This window comes from Pseudomonas putida, from assembly GCF_001976065.1.
Classification (GTDB): domain Bacteria; phylum Pseudomonadota; class Gammaproteobacteria; order Pseudomonadales; family Pseudomonadaceae; genus Aquipseudomonas; species Aquipseudomonas serbica.
Genome location: NZ_MNAH01000009.1, coordinates 52,203 through 75,120 on the forward strand (window position 1 = coordinate 52,203; position 22,918 = coordinate 75,120).

Consider the following 22,918-nt stretch of genomic DNA (forward strand, 5'->3'; position numbering starts at 1 on the left):
AGCAGCATCTATGACTGAAGCTAAACGCTACGCCGCGCCAACGCTGACCGCGTTCGTCGAGCAACTGTTCGAAAAAGCCGGAGCCGATGCCGAGGTCGCCCAGGTGGTGACCCGGGTGCTGCTCGAAGGGGAATTGCTGGGCCATCGCACTCACGGCCTCAACCTGGTCAGCCGCTATATCGGCGGCATGCTCAGCGGGCAAGTCAAGGCCAGGGCCGAGAACCTCGAACGGGTGTCCGACAGCGGTATTTCCAGCCTGTTCGACGGTCACTACGTGCTCGGTCCCTACTGTGTCAGCCGTGCGCTGGACAGCGCGGCCAAGGGCGCCACGGAGCAGGGCATCGGTATCGCCGTGGTGCGCCGTGCCGCGCACATCGGTTGCCTGGCTGCTTACCTCAAGCCCTACACCGACCGTGGCCTCGTCGCCATGGTGTATTCCTCGGACCCGTCGGTCGGGCTGGTGTGCGCCCACGGCGGGATCGACCCGATCTACACGCCGAACCCGATTGCCGCCGGTATCCCGACCCGGGGCGCGCCGATCCTGCTGGATGTGAGCATGTCAACCGTGACCCTGGCGCTGGTCGGCCAGTGTCGCGACGCCGGCAGCCCACTGCCGCACCCGGTGCTGATGAGCAACGAAGGCCGGGTGAGCGACGCCCCGGCCGATTTTTTCAGCACCCCGCCGGGCAGCATCCTCCCCTTGGGTGGACAGGCCTTCGGGCACAAGGGTTTTGCCCTGGCGATCCTGGTCGAGGCCCTGACCTCGGGCCTCGCCGGTCACGGGCGCAAGGACGGCCCGGAGCAGTGGGGCGCCTCGGCCACGACCGTGGTGATCGACCCACGCTTCTTCGGCGGGCTTGATGCGTTCACTGACGAAACCTCGTTCCTCAGCAAGTTGATTTTGGGCAGTCGAGCGGTCGACCCCGAGCGCCCGGTGCGCCTGCCGGGCCAGGCGGGCCTGAAGCTGCGTGAGCAGGCCTTGGACGAAGGCCTGAGCCTGTCGCAGAAGGTGGTGGACGAGCTCAACCAGACGGCCGCGCAGTTGCAACTGCCGGCGCTTACCTGATTCCCTCTGTAGGAGCGAGCTTGCTCGCGAAGGTTGTTAACGATGACGCGTGCATTCTGAATAAACGCGTCGTGCTCAAGTGTTTCGCGAGCAAGCTCGCTTCTACATCGCTTCAATAACAATAATAAAGGCCATCAGATGAACCCACTGAAGAAGTATCAACGCATCACCGTTGTCTTCCTGCTATTGATCGGCATGGTCAACTACCTGGACCGTAGTGCGCTGTCTATCGCCAACACCTCGATCCAGAAGGACATGATGATCAGCCCCTCGCAAATGGGCATCCTGTTGTCGGCGTTCTCCATCGCCTACGCGTTTGCGCAGTTGCCAATGGGCCTGATCATCGATCGGTTGGGCAGCAAGATCGCCCTGGGCGCCTCGCTGCTGGCCTGGTCGGTGGCGCAGTCGACTTTTGGCATGGTCAACAGCTTTGCCGGCTTCATGGGCCTGCGCGTGTTGCTGGGAATTGGCGAAGCACCGATGTTTCCCTCGGCGGCCAAGGCCCTGTCCGAATGGTTCGATGCCAATGAGCGCGGGACCCCGACGGGCATCGTCTGGTCGTCGACCTGCCTTGGCCCATGCCTGGCGCCACCGTTGCTGACGCTGTTCATGGTCAACTTCGGCTGGCGCGGCATGTTCATCATTACCGGGGCGATCGGAATCGTCCTGGGCGTGTGCTGGTTGGCCTTCTACAAGAGCAAGGCGCAATACCTGGCCGAGCTGGCGGCTGAAGGCAAGCCGTTACCCACCGAGAAACAGACCCGCGTGCAGGCAGTCGATGCGCAGGCACCGAAGGTCTCCTACTTCGCCGGCTGGCTCGACCTGTTCAAACACCGCAGTACCTGGGGTGCGGTCCTGGGCTTCATGGGCGTGATCTACATGCTGTGGCTGCACCTGACCTGGTTGCCCGGTTACTTCGAGCGCGAGCATGGCATGAACCTGTACAAGACCGCGTGGCTGGTGTCGCTGGCCTATGGTTTTGGCGCGGTCGGCACCATCGTTGCCGGGCGCTTCTGTGACATGCTGGTGCGCCGTGGCATGAGCATCCTGGCCAGCCGCAAGTTCGGCGTGATCACGGGGCTGGTACTGGCGGCGCTGTTCACCTTGCCGCTGTCGATTGTCACGGGCCTGACCGGTTGCATCATCCTGCTGTGCCTGGCGCTGTTCAGCATCAACATGGCCAGCGCCACGGCCTGGATGATCGTCAACACGATCGTCGACAGCCGCCGGGTGGCCTCGTTCGGTTCGATCCAGAACTTCGGCGGCTACATCGCCGGCTCCGTCGCGCCGATCGTCACCGGCTTCAGCATCCAGTACTCGGGATCGTTCAACACAGCGTTCATGATCAGTGCGGTGGTGGCGCTGTGTTCGGCCCTGGCGTACTTCCTGCTGCTCAATGCGCCGATCGGCAGTGCAGAGCCCGCGGCGGACCACCTTGCAGCGGTCACCGAGTAGGCGGCCGCAAGCGCTCACGCCGTCCACGACGGCTGAGCGCATACAGGCATCCACCCAGCAACAACGAGGCGCATACCGCAGCCAGCAGGGAAGGTCTGCGCTCGTTGTCGCGCCGGCCACCCGCTGGCGAAGGTGAATCCAGCGGGGCGTTGAATCGGACCTTGTTGAGTTTCAGGCGAGCGCCATCAGCCAGAACCAGCGTCAGGTCTTCGATGCGCCCAGCGAGCCGATCCGGGAATACCGGTTCGCCCGTGGGATCAAGTTCGTCATAAAAAAATTGCTGACCTTCCAGCCACCCGACAGCGGTCATCAGTTCGGGTCCCAGGTAATACTTGCCGTCGAGAAAGAAGCCGGGGAAATGTCGTGTGCGTTCAAGGCTCTCGACGGTGTAGCGCTCGCCTGGCTTCATACCGGTCAATGAGTCGATCATCATGCCATCCTCGGGTTCGCTGGTGTTGCGATAGAGGCTGGGCTGTTGTCAATGTTCCATCGGGATGACAGAAAGCCGAAACCGCAGTGCGCCTTGTTCATCCACCGCTGACTTTCCAGTGTTTGACGTCATCGGCAAACATCATCTGCTTCATTTCATGGGCAATGCCATAGGCCAGGGATTCGTGGGCCGCGATGACTTTTTCTTCCGCCGAAAGGCAATGGAATATATCCAGCTTGGTCTCGGCGTCGGCCGTTTCGAGGGTGAAGATCTGCACGTAGCGCGCCAGGTCGTTGTCCAGGCTCGACAGGTATTCACGCAGGCGCTGGTGGTCCACCGATTTCTGGCTGAAGTACCAGTTCATCGGGTGAATCAGGAAGCGTGAGTGGGGCGAGGTGATACGCCGGCCGGCCGCCAGGAACATGATGATGCCCATGGACTCGATGTTGCCCGCGTTGATCGCGCAGAGCGGTACCGGCAAAGACTTGAGGAAGGTATAGAGGGTGAAGCCAAAGTTGGTGCTACCCCCGCTCGTGGACAGGTTGAGCAGCAACGAGGTGGCGCCCTGGTCGATGGCTTCCAGACAACAGTCGCGGAAGCGCTCGGTGGTGCCCTGATCGATCTGGCAGTGAAAATGCACGATGTGTTCAGTCATCGATTGACCACCTGGGTATGAGGCATGGAGGACACATCAAGTCTAGTTAACATCGAGGGATTGGTCTGGATACCTTCGCAAAACGCCCCAGCATCAGGCCCTGGCCGTCCATCGTCTGCGCGGGTTTTTAATGGAACCAAACAGCCGGATCCACTCGTCGCGAGCGCTGTAATTCCTTTCAAACTTTCTGTTTTACCCGTCCTCCGACGTATACGAGCCCACGCTCGTACCAACGATGCAGAGGTGAATAGAAATGGCCAATACAGGAAATAAAAATCCCGGCAATCTTTCCACTGATCGGGACAAGGCGGCTGATGCCGGCAAAAAAGGCGGTCAGGCTTCTGGCGGACAAGCATCGCGTGACAGCGATCGCATGGCCGGAGGCGGGCAGGGAACCAACCGCGGAGGCGAATGGGCCGACGACAAGGAAAACATGAACAAACCAGGCCAAAAAGGTGGCCAGGCTTCAGGCGGGCAACAGTCCAACAGGGCTGACCAATCGTCCACCGGCGGGCAAGGCAGCGGACGCGGCGGCAACACTGCCGATGACCGCGACAAGTCCACTGGAATGGGACGCAAGGATGATGATATGAGCGGAGGCGGGGGACGCAAGTCCTGATACCGTCTGACCATCAAGCCCCGACTCCTCGGGGCTTGATTCGTTATGCTGGACGAACCACGTGCCCGGGTAACCGTCAGGGTGATCACGTGATTTGCACAATGACCGGACCTTCCGTCACGATCGGCGGCTGCGCGCGGATGTCCGATGCATTGTTCTGAATCCACTCCCGCGCCACTTTCAAGCTCGCATCGCTGCCGGCCTTGTCCGTGCAGACAGTCACCGCCGTACCGCCATCACCGGTATTGAGCAGCGTGTAGCTGACCAGGCCAGGCACTTGTCGCAGGGCCGCTTCAACGTCGGTCCTGCGTTCTTCCAAACGTTCGAAAAGCTGCTTTGCGCCGCTACCCAGATAGGTTCTTATCACCGCGTACATGGTCGTCTCCTGCAGGCGCACCCTGGTGACGCCTGCCCGGATCCGCAGTTGGTCGCAATCACCCAGGTTTCAATGCACCCCGATTCATTAAGCTTAGCCACAGGCCGGAGACAGGCGAAAGGCAACGACCATCGGGCGTGAGACGCAGCAGTCTGATTCAGCTGGGTGAAACCCTGCACTGTTCAGTCATCCACCGATTAGTCGATACTTGAAGCCCCCCTTAGCTATTGGCTCGTCCAGATGGATCAGGTTTCTTTCACTTTTCTCCGATACCCCTCCGGACCCTCGGACCTGGCGCGAGATGTACAAGGTTAAACAGCAGCGAAACCGTCAACGGCTGTAGGAATGCCGAGTCAGGCGTATCAGATGGAGGAGTGTAATGACCACAATCGATGTGAAATCCCGATTCGAAGCGAAGCTTATCCGTCCGGCAAAGCCGGGTGATGATAGGTCATGGGTGTACGTCGTACTGCCAAGAGAGGCGAGTGAACGGCTTCCGAGGCGAGGCAGGACGACCGTTGAAGGCACAATCGACGGGCACCCTTTCCAGGCAACCCTTGAGCCGGATGGTCAGCTGAGTCATTGGCTGCGGGTAAGCAGAGCGTTACTCGAAGCCGCGGGCGCGGCCCCTGGGGACATCGTCACACTGGAACTGGCCCCGGTGAAGAAGGAGCCCGAGCCTGACATCCCGGCAGACTTGCAGGAAGCACTGGCTGCCACCCCCGAGGCGCATAAAGTCTGGAACACTGCAACGACCCTCGCACGAGTCGACTGGATCCACTGGATTACTTCAGCCAAGCAACTCAAGACACGCGCCAAACGAATTGGCGATGCCTGCGATATGCTCGCATCCGGCAAAAAGCACGTTTGCTGTTTCGACCCGTCCGGCTACTACAGCAAGGCCTTCCGTGCGCCCGAGGCGGAAGATTTTTAAATGGCACAGCAGGTTGAATGCGCCTGACAATGCGTCCAGATCGTTCGCTTCGTGCATTGGGAATGGCCGGCCTCTGCGTGATACGAATTCGGCCGAGGGGCAAGCCCCGCGTACGTCTGGACTACGTGAGCGCAAGCCGCTCCAGCGCATAATCCTTGCCTGCCAGGGTCAGTTCATAAATGGTGGTGCCAAACGTGCCCCGTGTCACTTTTTGCCGCACCAGTCCCTTGACCTGGAGTTGCTTCAGGCCGGTTTCAACTTCTGCCGTGCTGAGTGAGACAAGTTTGCAAACCGAGTTCAGGTTGGCAATTTTCCTGAAGTTCGCATGATAGGCCAAGGCTTCCATCAGCAGCGTCTGGTCATCGGTCAGTTGTGGAAACTGGGGGTTGTTCTTTTTGTAAATTTTTCGCTCGATCTCGTGAAGCTCAACGTAAGCGCCGTCAGTGATGCGGGCGTAGTAGATCGCCACAGACAGCGTGCCGATCAGAATCGCGATAATCATCAGCAGCGACCAGTTTGGCATGGGCGTTTGCAGCCCAAGCCAATCCGCAAAACCTGACAGCCAGACCTTGGTATCTGCCAACAACGTCAGGTCAAATTGGCTGTCGAGCAGCTTCATGACCGCCCAGGTGACGAGGAGAATTCCAGCCGGGTACGCCATGACCTTGAAGGTGAGCGAGGAAGGCTTGCCTGGTGTTGCCATGCTACGGGTCTCAAGTGCAGAAACAGGTTTTATCAGCATAGCTTGGAAAATTGGGCATCCAGCCCCGGAAGACGCCCTCGCTGGCGGCAAGCCCCGACAGGTATTGCACGATCTGTAGGAGCTGGCTTGCCAGCGAAAGCCGTTACGCGGTGTCGCGCCAGGTTAGAAGAAGCCCAGCGGATTGATGTCGTAGCTCACCAGCAGGTTTTTGGTCTGCTGATAGTGRTCGAGCATCATCTTGTGGGTTTCACGGCCGACGCCGGACTTCTTGTAGCCACCGAAYGCGGCGTGTGCCGGGTAGAGGTGGTAGCAGTTGGTCCAGACACGCCCGGCCTTGATCGCGCGACCCATGCGGTAGGCGCGGTTGATGTCGCGGGTCCAGAGGCCGGCGCCSAGGCCGAACTCGGTGTCATTGGCGATGGCCAGGGCTTCGGCTTCGTCCTTGAAGGTGGTGATGCTCACCACCGGGCCGAAGATTTCTTCCTGGAACACGCGCATCTTGTTGGTGCCCTTGAGCAGGGTCGGCTGGATGTAATACCCGCTCGCCAGGTTGCCCTCGAGTTTTTCCACCTTGCCGCCGGTCAGCAGCTCGGCGCCTTCGCCCTTGGCGATTTCCAGGTACGAAAGGATCTTGTCGAATTGCTGTTCGGACGCCTGGGCGCCGACCATGGTGTCGGTGTCCAGCGGGTCGCCACGTTTGATCTGCAGGACTTTCTTCATCACGACGGCCATGAACTCGTCGTAGATCGATTCCTGCACCAGGGCGCGGGAAGGGCAGGTGCAGACTTCGCCCTGGTTGAAGAACGCCAGCACCAGGCCTTCGGCGGCTTTTTCGATGAAGGACGGTTCGGCCTTCATGATGTCCTCGAAGAAGATGTTCGGCGACTTGCCACCCAGCTCCACGGTGGACGGAATGATGTTTTCCGCCGCGCATTTCATGATGTGCGAGCCGACCGGGGTCGAGCCGGTGAAGGCGATCTTGGCGATGCGTTTGCTGGTGGCCAGGGCTTCGCCGGCTTCTTTGCCGTAACCCTGGACGATGTTCAGTACGCCCGGTGGCAGCAGGTCGCCGATCAGCTCGACCAGTACGGTGATGCCCAGCGGGGTTTGCTCGGCCGGCTTGAGCACCACGCAGTTGCCGGCGGCCAGGGCCGGGGCGAGTTTCCACGCGGCCATCAGGATCGGGAAGTTCCACGGGATGATCTGCCCGACCACGCCCAGCGGTTCATGGATGTGATAGGCCACGGTGTTGCCGTCGATTTCAGCAGCACTGCCTTCCTGGGCGCGGATGCAGCCGGCGAAGTAGCGGAAATGGTCGGCGGCCAGCGGGATGTCGGCGTTGAGGGTTTCACGCACGGCCTTGCCGTTGTCCCAGGATTCGGTGATCGCCAGCAATTCCAGATTCTGTTCGATGCGGTCGGCAATTTTCAGCAGCACCAGCGAGCGTGCCTGGGCGGACGTTGCGCCCCAGGCATCGGCCGCCGCGTGGGCAGCATCCAGGGCCTTATCGATGTCTTCGGCCGTGGAGCGTGGGAATTCGGCAATGGGTTGGCCATTCACTGGCGAGGTATTGGTGAAGTACTGACCTTTGACAGGCGCGACGAACTCGCCGCCGATGTAATTTCCGTATTTGCTCTTGAACGAAACGATTGCGCCTTCAGTACCGGGGTGAGCGTAACGCATGATGGTTTCTCCTTGGTTCTTGTGCTTATAAGGAAGACGCGCATGTGCGCTTGCTTTAAGCGTAGAGCAAGGGCCGGGCCACCGCCTTGCAGCTCAGGTAAATCAAGGCCTTGCGTGGTTTTTGTCGGACGGGCGGGGAGTGCTTGTGACGCTTTCGGTACAGCGTCCGTGACACTTTGTACCGTTTCTGGCACAGGCTGTGACTGGCCGGTCTTGCCAGCATTGCAAAGCAGGCCGGGCTGGAGGATGCTCGGCATCACCGCATGCACGGGTCGCCGAGCCCCGGGAGAATAATAAGAAATGCACGACAACCATTTGAGTCGCCATGCCCAGCAGGTGTTGACCGTAGCCCAGGGTAAGGCGCACCTGCAGGGGCCTGGCAGCGACCCGTCCATCGCTCGTTCCTGGCTGCGCTGCCTTGAGGACTATCACCTCGACCCGGCCCTGAACATGGCGCCGACGGTTTTGGAGCATGGCCGCGTCCTGGAAAGCCGCGAGCGCTTGCAACAGGTGCTGCACATCGCCGGCAATGAAATGACCAGTCTTCATCAACAGCTCTCCGGTGCCGGCCACGCCGTGCTGTTGACCGATGCGCGCGGGGTGATCCTCAATTGCGTGACGGCACCGGCCGAACGCAAGATTTTCGAGCGTGCCGGCCTCTGGCTGGGAGCCGACTGGAGCGAGGCCTGCGAAGGCACCAATGGTATCGGCACCTGCCTGGTGGAGCGCCAATCGCTGACCATTCACCAGGACGAACATTTCCGTGGGCGACACACGGGCCTGACCTGCTCGGCTAGCCCGGTATTCGATCCGCACGGCGAGTTGTTGGCGGTGCTTGATGTGTCATCTGCCCGGCACGAGGTGTCGCGCCAGAGTCAGTTCCATACCATGGCCTTGGTCAATCTTTCGGCGAAGATGATCGAGAGCTGCTATTTCCTGCGTTGTTTCGAAAATCAATGGCTGCTGCGTTTTCATTTGCAGGCCGAGTCCGTCGGTTTGTTCAGCGAAGGGCTGCTGGCGTTCGACGGTGAAGGGCGGATCTGTGCAGTCAATCAAAGTGCGCTGAACCTGTTGGGGCATATCCGTGGCGGCTTGCTGGGCAAGCCGGTGGAAGCGTTTTTCGACTGCTCACTGGACGAATTGCTCGGCCGCGCGAGCGTCAACGCCAGTGCCAGCTGGCCACTGCGTAGCCGTGACGGACGCAAGTTGTTCGCGGTGTTGCGCGGGCAATCCCGTACAGTTCCAGTGCCGCTGGTGCCGGCTCCCGCGGTTGAAGAACGCCCGCGCTTGGCGGGCATCTGCCTGGGCGATCCCACGTTGCAGGCGGATTTCCGCAAGGCCCTGCGCGTATACGAGCGGGACGTGCCATTGCTGATCAACGGCGAAACCGGTTCGGGCAAGGAAGCTTTCGCCAAGGCTGTGCACCAGGCCAGCCAGCGCGCGGAAAAAGCCTTCGTCGCCCTCAACTGCGCGGCGATCCCCGAAAGCCTGATCGAGAGCGAGCTGTTTGGTTACCGCGGCGGCAGCTTCACTGGCGCGCGCAAGGAGGGCATGCGCGGCAAGCTGCAGCAGGCCGATGGCGGGACCTTGTTCCTCGACGAAATTGGCGACATGCCCCTGGCCTTGCAGACCCGTTTGCTGCGTGTGCTGGAAGATCGGCAAGTGGTGCCAATCGGTGGCGAGCCGGAATCGGTCAACGTGCGGATCATCAGTGCCACGCACCGCAATCTACTGGAGCGGGTGCAGGACGGCAGTTTCCGCGAGGACCTGTATTACCGGCTCAATGGGCTGGAAGTCGCGTTGCCGGCGTTGCGCGAGCGCAGTGACAAATCGCAGTTGCTCGACTTTTTGCTGGCCGAAGAGGCGCGCGGGGAATCCGTGCGGATCGACGGGGCGGCGCGCGAGGCGTTGTTGGGATTCGCCTGGCCAGGCAACGTGCGGCAAATGCGCAATGTATTGCGTACGTTGGCGGCGTTGTGTGACGGCGGACGGATCGGCCTGGAGGATCTGCCAGCGATGATCCGCCAGGCGCGGCCGGTGGTTATGCCGACCATTGAAGCGCCTTGCGAGCATCCCCTGGAAGATGCCGAGAAACTGGCGCTGTTGAATGCGCTGGAGCACACACGCTGGCATATGACGAATACGGCTGAACAGTTGGGGGTCAGTCGCAATACCCTGTATCGAAAGCTGCGTAAACACGGCATAGCCCGATAGGTCGTGTCGCGCCCAATCGCGAGCAGGCTCGCTCCCGCAGGGTTATGGGCTGAATTCGCAATTTTGAAACTGCCGCAGATCTACTGTGGGAGCTAGCCTGCTGGTGATGACATCCTAGGGGACGAAACAAAGGTGCGATTTTTTCCCCCCTACGCTAACCTGCGGCCATGTTTTACGAGGTCGACTATGCACATTCATATTCTGGGTATCTGCGGCACTTTCATGGGTTCGATGGCGGTTTTGGCCAAAGAGCTCGGCCATCACGTGACCGGCTCCGATGCCAACGTCTACCCGCCGATGAGCACTCAGCTCGAGGCGCAGGGCATTGAGTTGACCCAAGGCTACGACCCGGCGCAACTGGACCCGGCCCCCGATCTGGTGGTCATCGGCAACGCCATGTCGCGCGGCAACCCGGCGGTCGAATACGTGCTGAACAAAGGCCTGCCGTATGTCTCCGGCCCGCAATGGCTGGCCGACCACGTGCTGCAAGGCCGCTGGGTATTGGCGGTCGCCGGTACGCATGGCAAGACCACCACCAGCAGCATGCTTGCCTGGGTGCTGGAGCACGCGGGCATGAGCCCGGGCTTCCTGATCGGCGGTGTGCCGCAGAACTTCTCGGTCTCGGCGCGCCTGGGCGATACGCCATTTTTCGTAATCGAAGCCGATGAGTACGACAGTGCGTTCTTCGACAAGCGCTCCAAGTTCGTTCATTACCGCCCGCGCACGGCGATCCTGAACAACCTGGAGTTCGATCACGCTGATATCTTCCCGGATCTGCCGGCGATCGAGCGACAGTTCCACCATCTGGTGCGGACCATCCCGAGCGAGGGCCTGGTGATTCATCCGACCACCGAACCCGCCCTGCTGCGCGTCATCGAGATGGGCTGCTGGACCCCGGTACAAACCACAGGTGCTAGCGGGCAGTGGCAGGTCAAGCTGCTCAGCGAAGATGGCTCGAAGTTCGAAGTGATGTTCGAAGGCGTCGCTCAAGGCGTGGTCGATTGGGACATGACCGGCCAGCATAACGTGGCCAACGCATTGGCCACCTTGGCCGCGGCGCGCCATGTTGGCGTGGTGCCGGCCATGGGCATCGCTGCATTGAGCGCCTTCAAGAGCGTGAAGCGACGGATGGAAAAAGTCGCAGAGGTGCGTGGCATCACCATCTACGATGACTTCGCCCACCACCCGACAGCCATCGCCACCACACTCGACGGCCTGCGCAAGCGCATTGGCGATGCGCCGTTGATTGCGATCATCGAACCGCGCTCCAACTCCATGAAGCTTGGCGCGCACCGTGACGGCTTGCCGGAGAGCGTCAACGATGCTGATCAGGTGATCTGGTATGCACCGGCCAATCTCGGCTGGGATCTGGCAGGCACCGCGGCGCTGTGCACAGTACCGTCGATTGTCAGCGACTCGCTGGAAGGCATCATCGAACGGGTCAAGAGTCAGGCCCAGCCGGGCACCCATGTGGTGATCATGAGCAACGGCGGCTTCGGCGGCCTGCACGGCAAGCTGGCCGAGGCGCTCAAATGAGTAACGGCCCGGACCGCATCACGCTGGCGATGACTGGCGCTTCTGGTGCCCAGTACGGCTTGCGCCTGCTCGATTGCCTGGTGCGCGAAGAGCGCGAAGTGCACTTCCTGATTTCCAAGGCGGCGCAACTGGTGATGGCCACCGAAACCGACGTCACGCTGCCGGCCAAGCCACAGATGATGCAAGCCTTCCTCACCGAATATACCGGAGCTGCCGCCGGGCAGATTCGGGTCTACGGCAAGGAAGACTGGATGTCGCCGGTGGCCTCGGGCTCCGGCGCACCAGCGGCGATGGTGGTGGTGCCGTGCTCCACCGGGACCCTGTCCGCCATCGCGACGGGCGCTTGCAACAACCTGATCGAACGTGCCGCCGATGTCACGCTCAAGGAGCGCCGGCAGATGATTCTGGTGCCTCGTGAAGCGCCATACTCGAGCATTCACCTGGAGCACATGCTCAAGTTGTCGAACATGGGTGTGACGATTTTGCCGGCATCGCCAGGTTTCTATCATCAGCCACAAACCATCGACGATCTGATCGATTTCGTCGTAGCGCGGATCCTCAATTTGCTGAACATTCCCCAGGACATGCTGCCGCGTTGGGGCGAATACCATCTGACCAGCGATGAATAAGTGGTTGGTGGTAGTGCTGGCGCTACAGCTGGGTGGGTGTGCCACAGTACGTACGCTGGATGCGGCCAAACCGGGGGCGCCAGTGGTGTACTCCGGGACGCGGCTGGATTTGTACGCGCTCAATGGCGGTTGTTGCGCGATGGATCGTTTCGGCGCCGAGGCACCGAGTTATCCGGGTGTTGATTTGCCGGCCAGTGCGTTGCTCGACACGCTGTTGTTGCCGTTGTCGTTGCTGACGGTGATCGGCGTGAGCTTCCAGGCGACCGGCGGATTGTAGGAGAGCACTTCGCCCGAGCAGGCTCGCTCCCACATTGAATCTGTGTCGTTCACAAGGCCCATGTGGGAGCGAGCCTGCTCGCGAAGGCGTCCTCCCGGACGCCGCCATTTATTTGCCTAACTTCCTCAATTCATCCGACTCGACAATCCGCACCCCATCCTGCTCCTCCAACGCGAGGCGCCACATCGCGCGGGCCAATTGGCAGGCTTCTATGCCTCGGTATTTGCCGGGAATCAATTTCGACAAGGGCCCGGCGAACTGCTCGCCCAGGCGCGGCTCGGTGCGTTCGCCCAGCAGCAACGACGGACGGCAGATGGTCAGTTGCGGCCAGTTCTGCGCGCGCAATGCGTATTCCATTTCGCCTTTGACCCGGTTGTAGAAAATCGAGGATCTGCGGTCGGCCCCCAGGGCGCTGATCACGATCAGGTGCCGTGCACCCATCTCCCGGGCACGTTTGGCGAATGCCACCACCATGTCCAGATCCACCGCGCGAAACGCCTGCTCAGAGCCTGCCTGCTTGATGGTGGTGCCCAGGCAGCAGTAGGCGATGTCGACGCGGCCGTTCAGCTGCGGCAGAAACTCAATGGGGTCGCCCACGGGGTTTTCCAGGTGCGGATGCTCGGCCAGCGGCCGGCGCGAGGGGGCCAATACGCGCGATATCGTTGGCTCGTTGAGCAAGCGATCGAGTAGGTGTTCACCGGTCAAGCCGGTGGCTCCGGCGAGCAATACGTGCTGAGGCGTCAAGTACATAGTGTTTCTCCCTTGATACTGTTCAGCTTAGTTGTTCTTTGCATCCTTGCTGTCAATGGAGACACTTTGCAGGGCTTTTCGTGCCTGCTGCCTACGTAACAGTTGCCAGTGGGAGAGCACGGTTTTCGGTGCCCAGATCTGCGGTTCGGAGGCTTCGAAATTGTCCGCCAGCTCGCGTTCGGCGACGGTGGCCTTGGCCAGTTTGAAGGCTTGCTCCAGATCATCAGTCTGGTTCAGCGCCTGGGCGAACAGGGCGTCGCCGAAGTAGGTGAAGTTGGCTTCTTCGGTACAGCCGAAGGACACGCGGTCAGCACGCGCGGCGGTCATGATCAGGGTGCGTTCGTCCTTCAGGGCGGGGATGAAACCGCCGGAGTAGCAGGACGAAATCACGATGATCTTGTCGCGGTTTTTCAGCGGGGCAAGAACGGCGGCAAGCTCGTCGGCCGGCAGATCCGCCAGCTCCATGCGCGGCTGGTCAAGCACCAGTTCGTGTTCGCTGGTGCCATGGCTGGTGAGGTAGATGAAAACCAGGTCTTCCGGGCCACTGCGTTCGGCCAGGGTCAGGGCGGCGCGGCGCAGGTTTTCCCGGGTCGCCATCGGGCGGTCGCCGAGATGGTCGCGATGGTTCACCAGGCGGATCTGGCCATAGGCGCCGAAGCGGCTGGTGAGCATGTTCGCGACATAGTCGGATTCGCGCAGGAACACACTCTGCTTGCCGTCGCCGCCAAGGGTCAGGGTGTACAGCTCCACCACCGGGGTCGAGGCTGGCACGTTGGTGAGCGCCTCCTCAAGCAAGCGCCCCTGGGCCAGCAAGCCAAGCTCGAGGGCGTCGGGCAGCAATTTGCCCTCGGCGTCGCGCACGCGCTGGCCGTTGATCCAGGTGCCATCGAGCACGGTGCCGTCGGTGAGGACCAGGGTGCCGCGCCCGGAGTAACTGTCGTTGTCGAACTGGCCGGTGTAGAAGCTGCCGTCGGCCAGGTTCAAGCGGCCTTGGCCGGTGAAGCGCCAGTCGCTGAAGTGGCCGATGTAATGGCTGCCATCGGCGCCGATCAATTCGCCCTTGCCGTTGAGCGAGCCTTCCTTGAATTGACCCAGCCATACGTCGCCGTCGGCGTTTTCATAACGACCCTTGCCGTGCAATTGGTTGTTTTTGAACCCGCCGACATAGATATCGCCTTCGGCGCTGTTGAAGGTTCCGTTGCCTTCCAGTTGACCGTCGACAAAGTGCCCGGTGAATTGATTGCCGTTGCCGTCGCTGCGTTGGCCATCGCCATTGGGCTTGCCATGGGCGAACTGGCCCTGGTAGGCGCTGCCATCTTCGAGCTCCAGGCGGCCGAGCCCTGAATACTGATCGGCCTTGAATTCACCACGGTAAAGCATGCCGTGTTCTTTAAGGGTGCCTTCACCGTCGCGGCGGCCAAGCTTGAAACCACCGTTGTAGCTGCCGGCGCTGGTGGTCAGGGAGCCCAGGCCATCGAACAGGCCTTGCTTGAATTGCCCGCGGTAGACTTCGCCATTGCTGCCATGCCATTCACCCTGGCCATGCCACTGGCCCTGGTCGAACTCGCCGGCATACCAGCTGCCGTTCGGGTAGTCGATGCGCCCCTGGCCTTGCAGCAATCCGTTGACCAGTTCACCGCGATAGCGTCCACCGTCCGGCAGGCGGGCATCTGCGGGCAATAGCGATTCGCCGTCGCCGCAAGCGGTGAGCATCAGGGTCAAGGCGAGGAGTGCAAATGGGCGCATAGCGGGTTCCGGGCAATTAGGCGACCGAGTATGCCGCAGCTATCTGTCCATATACAGCCGGGAGAAAAGCAGCAGGTGCGAAACAGCCTGTGCTGCTTCGCACCCGAAAGCGCTTACACGAAGCAGAGCGACAGGGATTCGGCGACGTATGCCGGTTTGTCCGTGCCTTCGATTTCCAATGTGGCGATGGCCTTGAGCAGCAGTTGGCCGGGTTTTTTCTCGGTGACCTCGGACAGTTCGACCTTGAGGCGCACCTTCGAGTCGACCTTGACCGGCTGAATGAACCGCACGCTGTCCAGGCCATAGTTGACCACCATCTTCAGGCCTTGCGGCATGACGAGGATGTCTTCCATCAGCTTTGGAATCAGCGACAACGACAGGAAGCCGTGGGCAATGGTGCTGCCGAATGGCGTTTGCGCGGCCTTGACCGGGTCGACATGGATGAACTGAAAGTCCCCTGTGGCTTCGGCGAACAGGTTGATGCGCTCCTGATCGATGGTGAGCCATTCGGAACGTCCGAGTTCCTTGCCGATATAATCTTTGAGCTCTGCAACGGGTACATAGGGCATTGAGACTCTCCTTGGGTTCATCGATTTTATAGTTTTTAGGTGGGGGGATTTGACCTCCCGGATTTACCACTTTAGATCACCATGGCAATAGGCTGGGGTCAACAGACCATGCTTATGGCGAATGCCGGTCCATAGCGCAAGCGTGCTTATAATGCGTGGGCCAATGCGGGTGACGGTTTTGCGGGAGATTTTTGATGTTGTTACGTGGCCTGACCTGGCTGGTGCTGTTTCAATTGCTCGGCACCGCGATCAACCATTTGTTTTTGCCCATCCTGCCGGGGCCGATTGTCGGCCTGCTGCTGTTGCTTATCTTTCTGATCTGTCGTGGCCAGGTCGGTGAACCGCTGAACCTCGCAGCCAGCAGCCTGCTGCGTTACCTGCCGTTGCTGCTGGTACCGCCGGCCGTGGGGGTGATGGTGTACGCGGCAGATATCGCTGCTGATTTCTGGGCCATTGTCGGTGCGCTGGTTTTGTCATTGCTGCTGTCGATGGCCTTCGCCGGCGTCCTCATGCAACGCATGGTCAAGCGCCATGTTCATCCCGAGGACGGCCAATGATCCTTGACTGGCACGGCGCCTGGACGTCGGTGATTCATCATCCCTTGTTCGGCATCGGCATCACGCTCGGCGCCTATCAACTGGTGCTGGCGGCGTTCGAGAAAACCCGCTGGATCTTTTTGCAGCCAGTGCTGGTCTCCATGTTGCTGGTGATCGGTGTGCTGGTGGGTTGCGGCCTGACCTACGCCGAGTACCGCAAGAGCACCGAGATCCTCAGCATTCTGCTCGGCCCCGCGACGGTCGCGTTGGCCGTGCCGCTTTACCTCAACCTGCGGCGTATTCGGCAGTTGTTCTGGCCGATATTTACTACGCTGGTGATAGGCGGCGTGGTCGCCACGGGCATGGGGGTGCTGTTGGGCTGGTGGTTCGGGGCCGAGCACATGATCCTGATGACCATGGCGCCGAAATCGGTGACATCGCCCATCGCCATGCTGGTGGCCGAGCAGATTGGCGGCGTCGCCGCACTGGCGGCGGTGTTCGTGCTGATCACCGGGGTGATCGGGGCGATCTTCGGCCCGAGCCTGTTGACCCGGCTCGGTGTCCACAGCCCCGAGGCGCGCGGCATGGCGCTGGGCATGACTGCCCATGCGGTCGGCACTGCGGTGGCGATGCAGGAAAGTGACGAATGTGGCGCCTTCGCGGCGTTGGCGATGAGTTTGATGGGCGTGGCCACGGCGGTATTCCTGCCGTTGGCGGTGTCGATGGTGGTGTAAGGAATATGTCTATGAGTCTGCCGCTTTTTCCGCTGAACACGGTGCTTTTTCCGGGTTGCATCCTCGACCTGCAGATTTTCGAGGCGCGTTACCTGGACATGATCGGTCGCTGCATGAAACAGGGCGGCGGCTTCGGCGTGGTGTGCATCCTCGAGGGGAGTGAAGTCGGTATCGCGCCGCAGGGCTTTGCCATGGTCGGTTGTGAGGCGCGTATCACCGATTTTCAGCAGCAGGACAACGGCCTGCTGGGGATACGGGTTGAGGGAGGGCGACGGTTCAACGTGTTGACCACCGAAGTCCAGCGCGACCAGCTGATCCTCGCCCAGGTCGAATGGCTGGAAGACGAACCCGAGCAGCCGCTGCAGGATGAGGACGCCGATCTGGTGGCGCTGCTCAAGGCCCTGGCCGAACATCCCATGGTCGAAGCGCTGAACATGGGCACGGAGGCGACCGGGCAGCAGTCGCTGGCCAATCAGCTGGCTTACCTGTTGCCGTTTGCCGAAGTGGACAAGATCGACCTGCTGCAACTCGATGATCCGCAGCAACGGCTGGATGCAATTCAGGCGTTGCTGGATGAGTTGCAGGGCGAGTTGTTTGCTTAATTATTTTGTCCTAATTTAAAGATTAAAATACTTGTAATGGGGTGCTCTATTATTTGGTTTCTCCTTGTGCTCCCAACTTTTTGGGTCGGCATAACAAGGAGAGATTTAATTATGGATAGTAAAATTGTTGAACCTGCTGATTTGGATGTATTTCATCCCTCGCAAAAGGATGAGTATTTTTTATTCAGACATATGTTTGGCGTCAAATCGCCGATGAGTTGATTGAGCGCAATCCGGCTGCAGGGTATGTAGAAATCCGGGATAAGGTAGACAGTGAGCTCACTGCCGTATTTAAGCAGTATTACGGGAGTCTGGATAAATATCTTGAGAAACGGGCTGCTGACGCTTTAGACACTATCCCGGATTTCAAATAATCATTGCTTGTTCCGAATTGGTAGTTTGCCTTCCATATTGAAGGTGAGTTATTACTTGTCACAACGATCCCGCTCATTTTGAGCGGGATTTTTTTGGGGGGAAGGGGTGACTTGAGGTTGGCTCAATATTTATTTAATAGGAATACCGCAACATCGTGTGCGGTAGATGCCGCAACACAAAGAATCCGAACAGCGCCACCAGCGACGGCAGCACCAGCCACCATACCTTGGGCGGCATGGCATTGAGCGACGTCTGGCGCTGACTCAGCCACAGGCTCGCCGCACAAACACAGGACGCGAGCATCGCACCCGCCAGCACATCCGTCGGCCAGTGTGCGCCGAGGTAGACACGGGACAGGGAAATCGCCAGTGCCGGAAGGCACGCCACCAACAGCCAGGTCAGGCGCATGCGCGGGGGTTGTCCGCGGCCGGCGAGTACGGCGAGGGTCAGGAACAGCGCAAACGATCCGGATGCGTGGCCGCTGGGCATGCTGTAGCTGGTCAGCGGGTCGCTCAAGACTTCCGGGCGCACCCGGGCAAAAAAGTGTTTGGTCAGGGTATTGCCCAGCGCGGTGCAGAGCAGGGTGGTGGTGGCGAAGAACAGCTGCCGCCATTGCCGGGTAATCAGCAGCAGCACCACCAGCAAGGCGCTGAAGATCAGCATGTTGCGAAATTCGCCTATGAGGGTGAAGACCACTGCCACTTCGTCGAGCATCGAGCTGCGGTGTTCCTGCACCAGGGTCATCACTCCCTGATCGAGGGCGTTCAGGTGCGGATAGCCGATAAACAGCCCCGCCAGGATCAGCAGGCTCATGCCGGCAATGAACACCGTGGCCTTGCGATGGCGGCGCAGGCTACTGGTTGCGCTCAGCCCGACCATGACCGCAATGCTGCCGGCGACGATGCCGGCTTCAAGCCAGAAGCCTTCGGGCAGTGGCAAGCGAATCGCCGCGCCCGTTGCCCAACCCGGCAACAAATACGCCACCGACCAGCCCGCGCCAGCCAGCAGGCTCACGGCGAAGAATCGCGGGAATGGCATGTCGAACATCCCGGCGACCATTGGCAGCATGGGGCGCAAGGGGCCGATGAAGCGCCCGACCATCAGGCTGGCGATGCCGTAGCGCTGGAAATATGCCTCAGCTCCGGCGATCCATTCCGGGTGATGACGCAAGCCTGGCAGGCGCCGGATGTTCTGATGGAAATGCCGGCCGAGGAAATACGAAATCACGTCGCCAAGCACGCCGGCGAGAAACCCCAGCAGCAGGGTTTCACTCAATGACAGTGCGCCGCTGCCGGCCAGTACCGCTACGGCGAACAGCAACACGGTGCCAGGCACGATAAGGCCGGCAATCGCCAGGCATTCGACAAAGGCCACGATGAATACCGCCGCCGCCAGCCATTGCGGGTTGACCGTCAACCAGCCGGTCACGCTATCGAGCCATGGGCCCATAAAAACAACTCCATTGAATGTTCAATTGGCCCTTGTGGGAGCGAGCCTGCTCGCGATGGCGCAGCTTCAGTCAGTAATGATGTTGAATGTACTGGCCTCATTGCGAGCAGGCTCGCTCCCACAGGGTATTCCTTCAGTTTCATGTTCCGTGCATTGTCAGGTCAGCAGGATATAGTCGCGACCTTCGACCTGACCCCGTCGCAGCGGGTTCCGCGTGCAATACGCGGCATAGGCCGCGTCGACGAAGCGATACATCAGGTGTTCGTCGCGACCATGGGGAATGCCCAAGCGTGCAGCCTGGATGATGTGGGCGGGTGTCTGGCCGACATCTTCCACCAGTAATATTTCATGATCAAAGCGCTTGGCGTCCCAGACGGGAACCTTAAGGCCTAACGACTTACAGAGCAGTGTCTGCCCCGCACAGAGCTTTTGCGAGGGGCGAGGGCGGCCCTGGGCGTCAGGGTTGTTCATCAACATTTGCGCCAGGCTCGCCGGCCCGCTCAGTTCATCGACCCAAGGGTAGGCGGATTTGATCAGTACCGCGTTACCCGGACCCTGGGCGCTGAAGTTCAGCGAGTCGCCACCGCGGGCGTAGTACATATAGATGTGCCCACCGTCCAGAAACAAAGCCTTACGCTTTTCTGTATAGCCGAGGGAGGCGTGGCTGCCTTTTTCTGCGCAGTAATAGGCTTCGGTCTCGATGATCCGGGCGCTGAGCCACAGGTCGTCGACCCGGTGGCGAATGACTTTTCCGAGTAAATCGCGGGCGAGAACTTGGGCGTCGCGGTCGAAGAACGCGTCCGGGAGGCCCTTGGGCAGGCTCATGGCGGACGCACGGACAGTCAGGTTGGTCATGATGAACGGCGTTTATCAGGGCTGATTGAGTCGTGATGATAACAATTTGCAGCTTAATCCCGGCTGAACGTCGGCAAATTGCCCTCGATTTCGACCATCCGCCCGTCACCGCTGTTAGTCGGCGGACGCGACAGCTATAATCTGCCGCTTTACTCTTTACCAAGACCTTAGCAAAGACCACTCCAGACCATGACTGAGTCCGTTCTTGACTACATGACCCGCCTGGGTCGCGCTGCCCGCGAGGCTTCCCGCGTCATCGGCCGTGCCAGCACCGCGCAGAAAAACCGCGCGTTGCAGGCGGCTGCCAATGCGCTGGATGCCGCCCGCGGCGAATTGACCGCTGCCAATGAGCTGGACCTGGCGGCTGGTCGCGCCAATGGTCTGGAACCGGCCCTGCTCGAGCGTCTGGCGCTGACCCCGGCGCGTATCGATGGCATGATCGTTGGCCTGCGTCAGGTCGCGGCGCTGCCCGACCCGGTCGGCGCGATCCGCGACATGAGCTATCGTCCGTCAGGTATCCAGGTGGGCAAGATGCGCGTGCCGCTGGGCGTGATCGGGATCATCTACGAGTCCCGGCCGAATGTGACCATCGATGCGGCCAGCCTGTGCCTGAAGTCCGGCAACGCGACCATCCTGCGCGGCGGCTCCGAAGCCATTCATTCCAACCGTGCCATCGCCGCCTGCATCCAGCGTGGCCTGGCCGAGGCCGATCTGCCGGCCGCCGTGGTCCAAGTGGTCGAAACCACTGATCGCGCTGCCGTTGGCGCACTGATCACCATGCCCGAATACGTCGATGTCATCGTGCCCCGTGGTGGCCGTGGCCTGATCGAACGTGTCAGTCGTGACGCCCGCGTGCCGGTGATCAAGCACCTGGACGGTATCTGCCACGTTTACGTGAGCGAACACGCCGACCTGGCGAAAGCCCAGCGCATCGCGTTCAACGCCAAGACTTACCGCTACGGCATCTGCGGGGCGATGGAGACGTTGCTGGTCGATAAAACCGTTGCGAAAGATTTCCTGCCTGCGATGGCGGCCCAGTTCTGCGAAAAAGGCGTCGAACTGCGTGGCTGCGAACGCACCCGGGCCATCATCGATGCCGTGCCGGCCACGCAAGAAGACTGGAGCACCGAGTACCTGGCGCCCATCCTGTCGATCTGCGTGGTCGACGGGCTTGACCAGGCCATCGAGCACATCAACCATTACGGCTCCCATCACACCGATTCGATTGTCAGCGAACATCAGGGCGACACCCGGCGTTTCGTGGCTGAAGTCGATTCTTCGTCGGTGATGATCAACACCCCGACCTGCTTCGCCGATGGCTTCGAATACGGATTGGGTGCCGAGATCGGCATTTCTACTGATAAGCTGCACGCCCGCGGCCCGGTCGGTCTCGAAGGCCTGACCTGCGAGAAGTACGTCGTGGTCGGTGATGGCCAGTTGCGCGGACAGGAGCCGGTCTGACTTGGGCGACCTCGACCCGTCAGCCCCGGTAGCCGCCAGCGTGCCAGCCCCTCGACGCATCGGCGTACTGGGCGGGACCTTCGACCCGGTGCACATCGGCCATCTACGTGGTGCGCTGGAAGTCGCCGAGTCGCTGGCGCTCGATGAGCTGCGCCTGACACCCAGTGCCAGGCCGCCCCATCGGGGCACGCCGCAGGTGTCGGCGAAAGACCGTCTGGCGATGGTCGAGTGCGCGGTAGCCGGAGTGGCGCCGTTGGTGGTGGACGCCCGCGAATTGCAGCGGGACAAACCGTCCTACACCATTGATACCCTGGAACTGATGCGTGCCGAGCTGGCCGCCGAGACCCAGGTTTTTCTGCTTTTGGGCTGGGACGCATTTTGCGGCCTGCCCACTTGGCACCGCTGGGAAGAGTTGCTCCAGCATTGCCATATCCTGGTGTTGCAACGCCCGGATGCCGACAGCGAACCGCCGGATGCCTTGCGCAACCTGCTGGCAGCGCGCTCGGTGAGCGACCCGCTGGCCCTCAAGGGGTCGAGCGGACAGATTGCATTCGTCTGGCAGACGCCGCTCGCGGTATCCGCCACCCAGATCCGTCAACTGCTGGCCAGCGGTAAGTCGGTACGTTTCCTGGTGCCCGACGCGGTCCTGGCCTACATCGATGCGCACGGGCTCTACCGTGCGTCGAACTGAATAGGGGTGCCTCAAGGCACGTGGCAACAACGTGTATTGAAGCGCCCGAACATACGAGCAAAACGAGTTTTATATGACGAGCAACAACGAAAGCAAAGTAAAACGCAAAGGCACCTTCAAGAGCGCGCCGCTGCCTGAGAAAGTCCTGGCTGCCGAGCCGCCAAAAGGCGACGAGCTGGTCAAGATCGCCGTAGCCGCCCTGGAAGACGTCAAGGCCCAGGACGTGCTGGTGATCGATGTTCGCGACAAGCAGAGCATCACTGACTACATGATCATCGCCACCGGTACTTCCAACCGCCAGATCGGCGCGATGCTGGACAAGGTCCGCGAGGCCGTCAAAGCCCTGGGTATCAAGCCGCTGGGTGAAGAAGGCAAGGGCGACAGCGATTGGGTCTTGCTGGACATGGACGACGTGATCGTTCACATGATGACCTCCAATGCCCGCCAGTTCTACGACCTGGAGCGCTTGTGGAAAGGTGCCGAGCAGAGCCGTGCCGCTGACGGCAAGCACCACAGCCCTGAAGTCGGTCATGAGCATTTCACCAAGCTCAATAAAGACCAGGAATAAGGAAC

At 60.6% G+C, this 22,918-nt stretch carries 24 protein-coding genes; 14 read left to right on the top strand and 10 right to left on the bottom strand.

Going from position 1 to position 22,918, the window contains the following annotated elements; all coding sequences use genetic code 11:
• Positions 1 to 10: 10 nt before the first annotated feature.
• Positions 11 to 1,066, top strand: coding sequence for an Ldh family oxidoreductase (locus BKX96_RS25445; RefSeq protein ID WP_077185794.1), 1,056 nt, complete (start codon positions 11 to 13; stop codon positions 1,064 to 1,066).
• Between the two features lie 138 nt (positions 1,067 to 1,204).
• Entirely contained in the window at positions 1,205 to 2,521 is a 1,317-nt protein-coding gene (locus tag BKX96_RS25450) for an MFS transporter (protein WP_046817301.1), read from the top strand.
• Here BKX96_RS25450 and BKX96_RS25455 read toward each other — a convergent pair.
• Both BKX96_RS25455 and BKX96_RS25460 read right to left on the bottom strand, forming a co-directional pair.
• Positions 2,511 to 2,951 carry a short chain dehydrogenase gene (locus BKX96_RS25455; RefSeq protein ID WP_077185795.1) on the bottom strand — a complete coding sequence of 147 codons (441 nt, stop codon included), beginning with the start codon at positions 2,949 to 2,951 and terminating at the stop codon, positions 2,511 to 2,513. The two genes, BKX96_RS25450 and BKX96_RS25455, sit on opposite strands and share 11 nt — an antisense overlap.
• A gap of 97 nt (positions 2,952 to 3,048) precedes the next feature.
• Positions 3,049 to 3,606, bottom strand: a complete 558-nt coding sequence (locus BKX96_RS25460) for an ATP-dependent Clp protease proteolytic subunit (RefSeq protein ID WP_046817303.1) — start codon at positions 3,604 to 3,606, stop codon at positions 3,049 to 3,051.
• A gap of 253 nt (positions 3,607 to 3,859) precedes the next feature.
• On the opposite strand from BKX96_RS25460, the gene BKX96_RS25465 reads away from it, so the two are divergent.
• Positions 3,860 to 4,225: a KGG domain-containing protein gene (locus BKX96_RS25465; protein ID WP_046817304.1), complete on the top strand. Its 366-nt coding sequence runs from the start codon at positions 3,860 to 3,862 to the stop codon at positions 4,223 to 4,225.
• 85 nt (positions 4,226 to 4,310) lie between these two features.
• Here the strand turns inward: BKX96_RS25465 and BKX96_RS25470 are convergent, their stop codons facing one another.
• Positions 4,311 to 4,601 (bottom strand): hypothetical protein, encoded by a 291-nt coding sequence (locus BKX96_RS25470; RefSeq protein ID WP_046817305.1) that lies wholly within the window; start codon positions 4,599 to 4,601, stop codon positions 4,311 to 4,313.
• A 379-nt stretch (positions 4,602 to 4,980) separates the two neighbouring features.
• On the opposite strand from BKX96_RS25470, the gene BKX96_RS25475 reads away from it, so the two are divergent.
• Complete coding sequence (locus tag BKX96_RS25475; RefSeq protein WP_077185796.1) at positions 4,981 to 5,535, top strand: YdeI/OmpD-associated family protein; 555 nt, start codon at positions 4,981 to 4,983, stop codon at positions 5,533 to 5,535.
• A gap of 121 nt (positions 5,536 to 5,656) precedes the next feature.
• Here BKX96_RS25475 and BKX96_RS25480 read toward each other — a convergent pair whose 3' ends face one another.
• Both BKX96_RS25480 and exaC read right to left on the bottom strand, forming a co-directional pair.
• A complete protein-coding gene (locus BKX96_RS25480; protein ID WP_077185797.1) occupies positions 5,657 to 6,238 on the bottom strand; it encodes a hypothetical protein in 582 nt (193 codons plus the stop codon).
• A 162-nt stretch (positions 6,239 to 6,400) separates the two neighbouring features.
• A complete protein-coding gene (gene exaC / locus BKX96_RS25485) occupies positions 6,401 to 7,921 on the bottom strand; it encodes an acetaldehyde dehydrogenase ExaC (protein WP_077185798.1) in 1,521 nt (506 codons plus the stop codon).
• Between the two features lie 300 nt (positions 7,922 to 8,221).
• Between exaC and BKX96_RS25490 the strand changes: the two genes are divergently transcribed.
• The 4 genes from BKX96_RS25490 (at position 8,222) to BKX96_RS25505 (ending at position 12,577) form a co-directional block, all read left to right on the top strand.
• A complete protein-coding gene (locus BKX96_RS25490) occupies positions 8,222 to 10,135 on the top strand; it encodes a sigma-54-dependent Fis family transcriptional regulator (protein WP_077185799.1) in 1,914 nt (637 codons plus the stop codon).
• A 186-nt stretch (positions 10,136 to 10,321) separates the two neighbouring features.
• The gene (mpl, locus tag BKX96_RS25495) at positions 10,322 to 11,671 is read left to right on the top strand and encodes a UDP-N-acetylmuramate:L-alanyl-gamma-D-glutamyl-meso-diaminopimelate ligase (RefSeq protein WP_077185800.1); all 1,350 of its coding nucleotides are present in this window, start codon (positions 10,322 to 10,324) and stop codon (positions 11,669 to 11,671) included.
• Positions 11,668 to 12,300, top strand: a complete 633-nt coding sequence (gene ubiX / locus BKX96_RS25500; RefSeq protein ID WP_046815858.1) for a flavin prenyltransferase UbiX — start codon at positions 11,668 to 11,670, stop codon at positions 12,298 to 12,300. Before mpl ends, ubiX begins: the two co-directional genes overlap by 4 nt.
• Entirely contained in the window at positions 12,293 to 12,577 is a 285-nt protein-coding gene (locus BKX96_RS25505) for a YceK/YidQ family lipoprotein (RefSeq protein ID WP_077185801.1), read from the top strand. Before ubiX ends, BKX96_RS25505 begins: the two co-directional genes overlap by 8 nt.
• A gap of 108 nt (positions 12,578 to 12,685) precedes the next feature.
• On the opposite strand, the gene BKX96_RS25510 is transcribed toward BKX96_RS25505, so the two are convergent.
• The 3 genes from BKX96_RS25510 to BKX96_RS25520 all read right to left on the bottom strand — a co-directional run bounded on the left by BKX96_RS25510 (position 12,686) and on the right by BKX96_RS25520 (position 15,642).
• Positions 12,686 to 13,327: an oxidoreductase gene (locus BKX96_RS25510; protein ID WP_046815856.1), complete on the bottom strand. Its 642-nt coding sequence runs from the start codon at positions 13,325 to 13,327 to the stop codon at positions 12,686 to 12,688.
• 27 nt (positions 13,328 to 13,354) lie between these two features.
• Entirely contained in the window at positions 13,355 to 15,073 is a 1,719-nt protein-coding gene (locus tag BKX96_RS25515) for a C13 family peptidase (protein WP_077185802.1), read from the bottom strand.
• 113 nt (positions 15,074 to 15,186) lie between these two features.
• Entirely contained in the window at positions 15,187 to 15,642 is a 456-nt protein-coding gene (locus BKX96_RS25520; RefSeq protein WP_046815854.1) for a MaoC family dehydratase, read from the bottom strand.
• Between the two features lie 194 nt (positions 15,643 to 15,836).
• Here BKX96_RS25520 and BKX96_RS25525 point away from each other — a divergent pair, with 194 nt between their 5' ends.
• From BKX96_RS25525 to BKX96_RS25535, 3 genes are read left to right on the top strand one after another with little or no spacing between them, the layout of a single operon-like run.
• Positions 15,837 to 16,199, top strand: coding sequence for a CidA/LrgA family protein (locus BKX96_RS25525; RefSeq protein ID WP_046815853.1), 363 nt, complete (start codon positions 15,837 to 15,839; stop codon positions 16,197 to 16,199).
• Positions 16,196 to 16,912: an LrgB family protein gene (locus tag BKX96_RS25530; RefSeq protein ID WP_046815852.1), complete on the top strand. Its 717-nt coding sequence runs from the start codon at positions 16,196 to 16,198 to the stop codon at positions 16,910 to 16,912. Before BKX96_RS25525 ends, BKX96_RS25530 begins: the two co-directional genes overlap by 4 nt.
• An 11-nt stretch (positions 16,913 to 16,923) precedes the next feature.
• Positions 16,924 to 17,514, top strand: coding sequence for an LON peptidase substrate-binding domain-containing protein (locus BKX96_RS25535; protein WP_046815851.1), 591 nt, complete (start codon positions 16,924 to 16,926; stop codon positions 17,512 to 17,514).
• A gap of 507 nt (positions 17,515 to 18,021) precedes the next feature.
• Here the strand turns inward: BKX96_RS25535 and BKX96_RS25540 are convergent.
• A complete protein-coding gene (locus BKX96_RS25540; protein WP_077185803.1) occupies positions 18,022 to 19,338 on the bottom strand; it encodes a bifunctional DedA family/phosphatase PAP2 family protein in 1,317 nt (438 codons plus the stop codon).
• Positions 19,339 to 19,494: 156 nt separating this feature from the next.
• Positions 19,495 to 20,193: a DNA-3-methyladenine glycosylase gene (locus tag BKX96_RS25545; protein ID WP_077185804.1), complete on the bottom strand. Its 699-nt coding sequence runs from the start codon at positions 20,191 to 20,193 to the stop codon at positions 19,495 to 19,497.
• Between the two features lie 189 nt (positions 20,194 to 20,382).
• Between BKX96_RS25545 and BKX96_RS25550 the strand changes: the two genes are divergently transcribed.
• From BKX96_RS25550 to rsfS, 3 genes are all read left to right on the top strand, one after another.
• Complete coding sequence (locus tag BKX96_RS25550; protein ID WP_077185805.1) at positions 20,383 to 21,654, top strand: glutamate-5-semialdehyde dehydrogenase; 1,272 nt, start codon at positions 20,383 to 20,385, stop codon at positions 21,652 to 21,654.
• A 1-nt stretch (position 21,655) separates the two neighbouring features.
• The gene (nadD, locus tag BKX96_RS25555) at positions 21,656 to 22,345 is read left to right on the top strand and encodes a nicotinate-nucleotide adenylyltransferase (protein ID WP_166619555.1); all 690 of its coding nucleotides are present in this window, start codon (positions 21,656 to 21,658) and stop codon (positions 22,343 to 22,345) included.
• Positions 22,346 to 22,418: 73 nt separating this feature from the next.
• Positions 22,419 to 22,913 carry a ribosome silencing factor gene (rsfS, locus tag BKX96_RS25560; protein ID WP_008065972.1) on the top strand — a complete coding sequence of 165 codons (495 nt, stop codon included), beginning with the start codon at positions 22,419 to 22,421 and terminating at the stop codon, positions 22,911 to 22,913.
• Positions 22,914 to 22,918: the final 5 nt, after the last annotated feature.

Bases quoted from the DNA above. Each gene is read 5' to 3' on its own strand.
- BKX96_RS25445 (WP_077185794.1), top strand. From the start codon at position 11: ATGACTGAAGCTAAACGCTACGCCGCGCCAACGCTGACCGCGTTCGTC.
- BKX96_RS25450 (WP_046817301.1), top strand. From the start codon at position 1,205: ATGAACCCACTGAAGAAGTATCAACGCATCACCGTTGTCTTCCTGCTA.
- BKX96_RS25455 (WP_077185795.1), bottom strand. From the start codon at position 2,951: ATGATCGACTCATTGACCGGTATGAAGCCAGGCGAGCGCTACACCGTC.
- BKX96_RS25460 (WP_046817303.1), bottom strand. From the start codon at position 3,606: ATGACTGAACACATCGTGCATTTTCACTGCCAGATCGATCAGGGCACC.
- BKX96_RS25465 (WP_046817304.1), top strand. From the start codon at position 3,860: ATGGCCAATACAGGAAATAAAAATCCCGGCAATCTTTCCACTGATCGG.
- BKX96_RS25470 (WP_046817305.1), bottom strand. From the start codon at position 4,601: ATGTACGCGGTGATAAGAACCTATCTGGGTAGCGGCGCAAAGCAGCTT.
- BKX96_RS25475 (WP_077185796.1), top strand. From the start codon at position 4,981: ATGACCACAATCGATGTGAAATCCCGATTCGAAGCGAAGCTTATCCGT.
- BKX96_RS25480 (WP_077185797.1), bottom strand. From the start codon at position 6,238: ATGGCAACACCAGGCAAGCCTTCCTCGCTCACCTTCAAGGTCATGGCG.
- BKX96_RS25490 (WP_077185799.1), top strand. From the start codon at position 8,222: ATGCACGACAACCATTTGAGTCGCCATGCCCAGCAGGTGTTGACCGTA.
- mpl (WP_077185800.1), top strand. From the start codon at position 10,322: ATGCACATTCATATTCTGGGTATCTGCGGCACTTTCATGGGTTCGATG.
- ubiX (WP_046815858.1), top strand. From the start codon at position 11,668: ATGAGTAACGGCCCGGACCGCATCACGCTGGCGATGACTGGCGCTTCT.
- BKX96_RS25505 (WP_077185801.1), top strand. From the start codon at position 12,293: ATGAATAAGTGGTTGGTGGTAGTGCTGGCGCTACAGCTGGGTGGGTGT.
- BKX96_RS25510 (WP_046815856.1), bottom strand. From the start codon at position 13,327: ATGTACTTGACGCCTCAGCACGTATTGCTCGCCGGAGCCACCGGCTTG.
- BKX96_RS25515 (WP_077185802.1), bottom strand. From the start codon at position 15,073: ATGCGCCCATTTGCACTCCTCGCCTTGACCCTGATGCTCACCGCTTGC.
- BKX96_RS25520 (WP_046815854.1), bottom strand. From the start codon at position 15,642: ATGCCCTATGTACCCGTTGCAGAGCTCAAAGATTATATCGGCAAGGAA.
- BKX96_RS25525 (WP_046815853.1), top strand. From the start codon at position 15,837: ATGTTGTTACGTGGCCTGACCTGGCTGGTGCTGTTTCAATTGCTCGGC.
- BKX96_RS25530 (WP_046815852.1), top strand. From the start codon at position 16,196: ATGATCCTTGACTGGCACGGCGCCTGGACGTCGGTGATTCATCATCCC.
- BKX96_RS25535 (WP_046815851.1), top strand. From the start codon at position 16,924: ATGAGTCTGCCGCTTTTTCCGCTGAACACGGTGCTTTTTCCGGGTTGC.
- BKX96_RS25540 (WP_077185803.1), bottom strand. From the start codon at position 19,338: ATGGGCCCATGGCTCGATAGCGTGACCGGCTGGTTGACGGTCAACCCG.
- BKX96_RS25545 (WP_077185804.1), bottom strand. From the start codon at position 20,193: ATGACCAACCTGACTGTCCGTGCGTCCGCCATGAGCCTGCCCAAGGGC.
- BKX96_RS25550 (WP_077185805.1), top strand. From the start codon at position 20,383: ATGACTGAGTCCGTTCTTGACTACATGACCCGCCTGGGTCGCGCTGCC.
- rsfS (WP_008065972.1), top strand. From the start codon at position 22,419: ATGACGAGCAACAACGAAAGCAAAGTAAAACGCAAAGGCACCTTCAAG.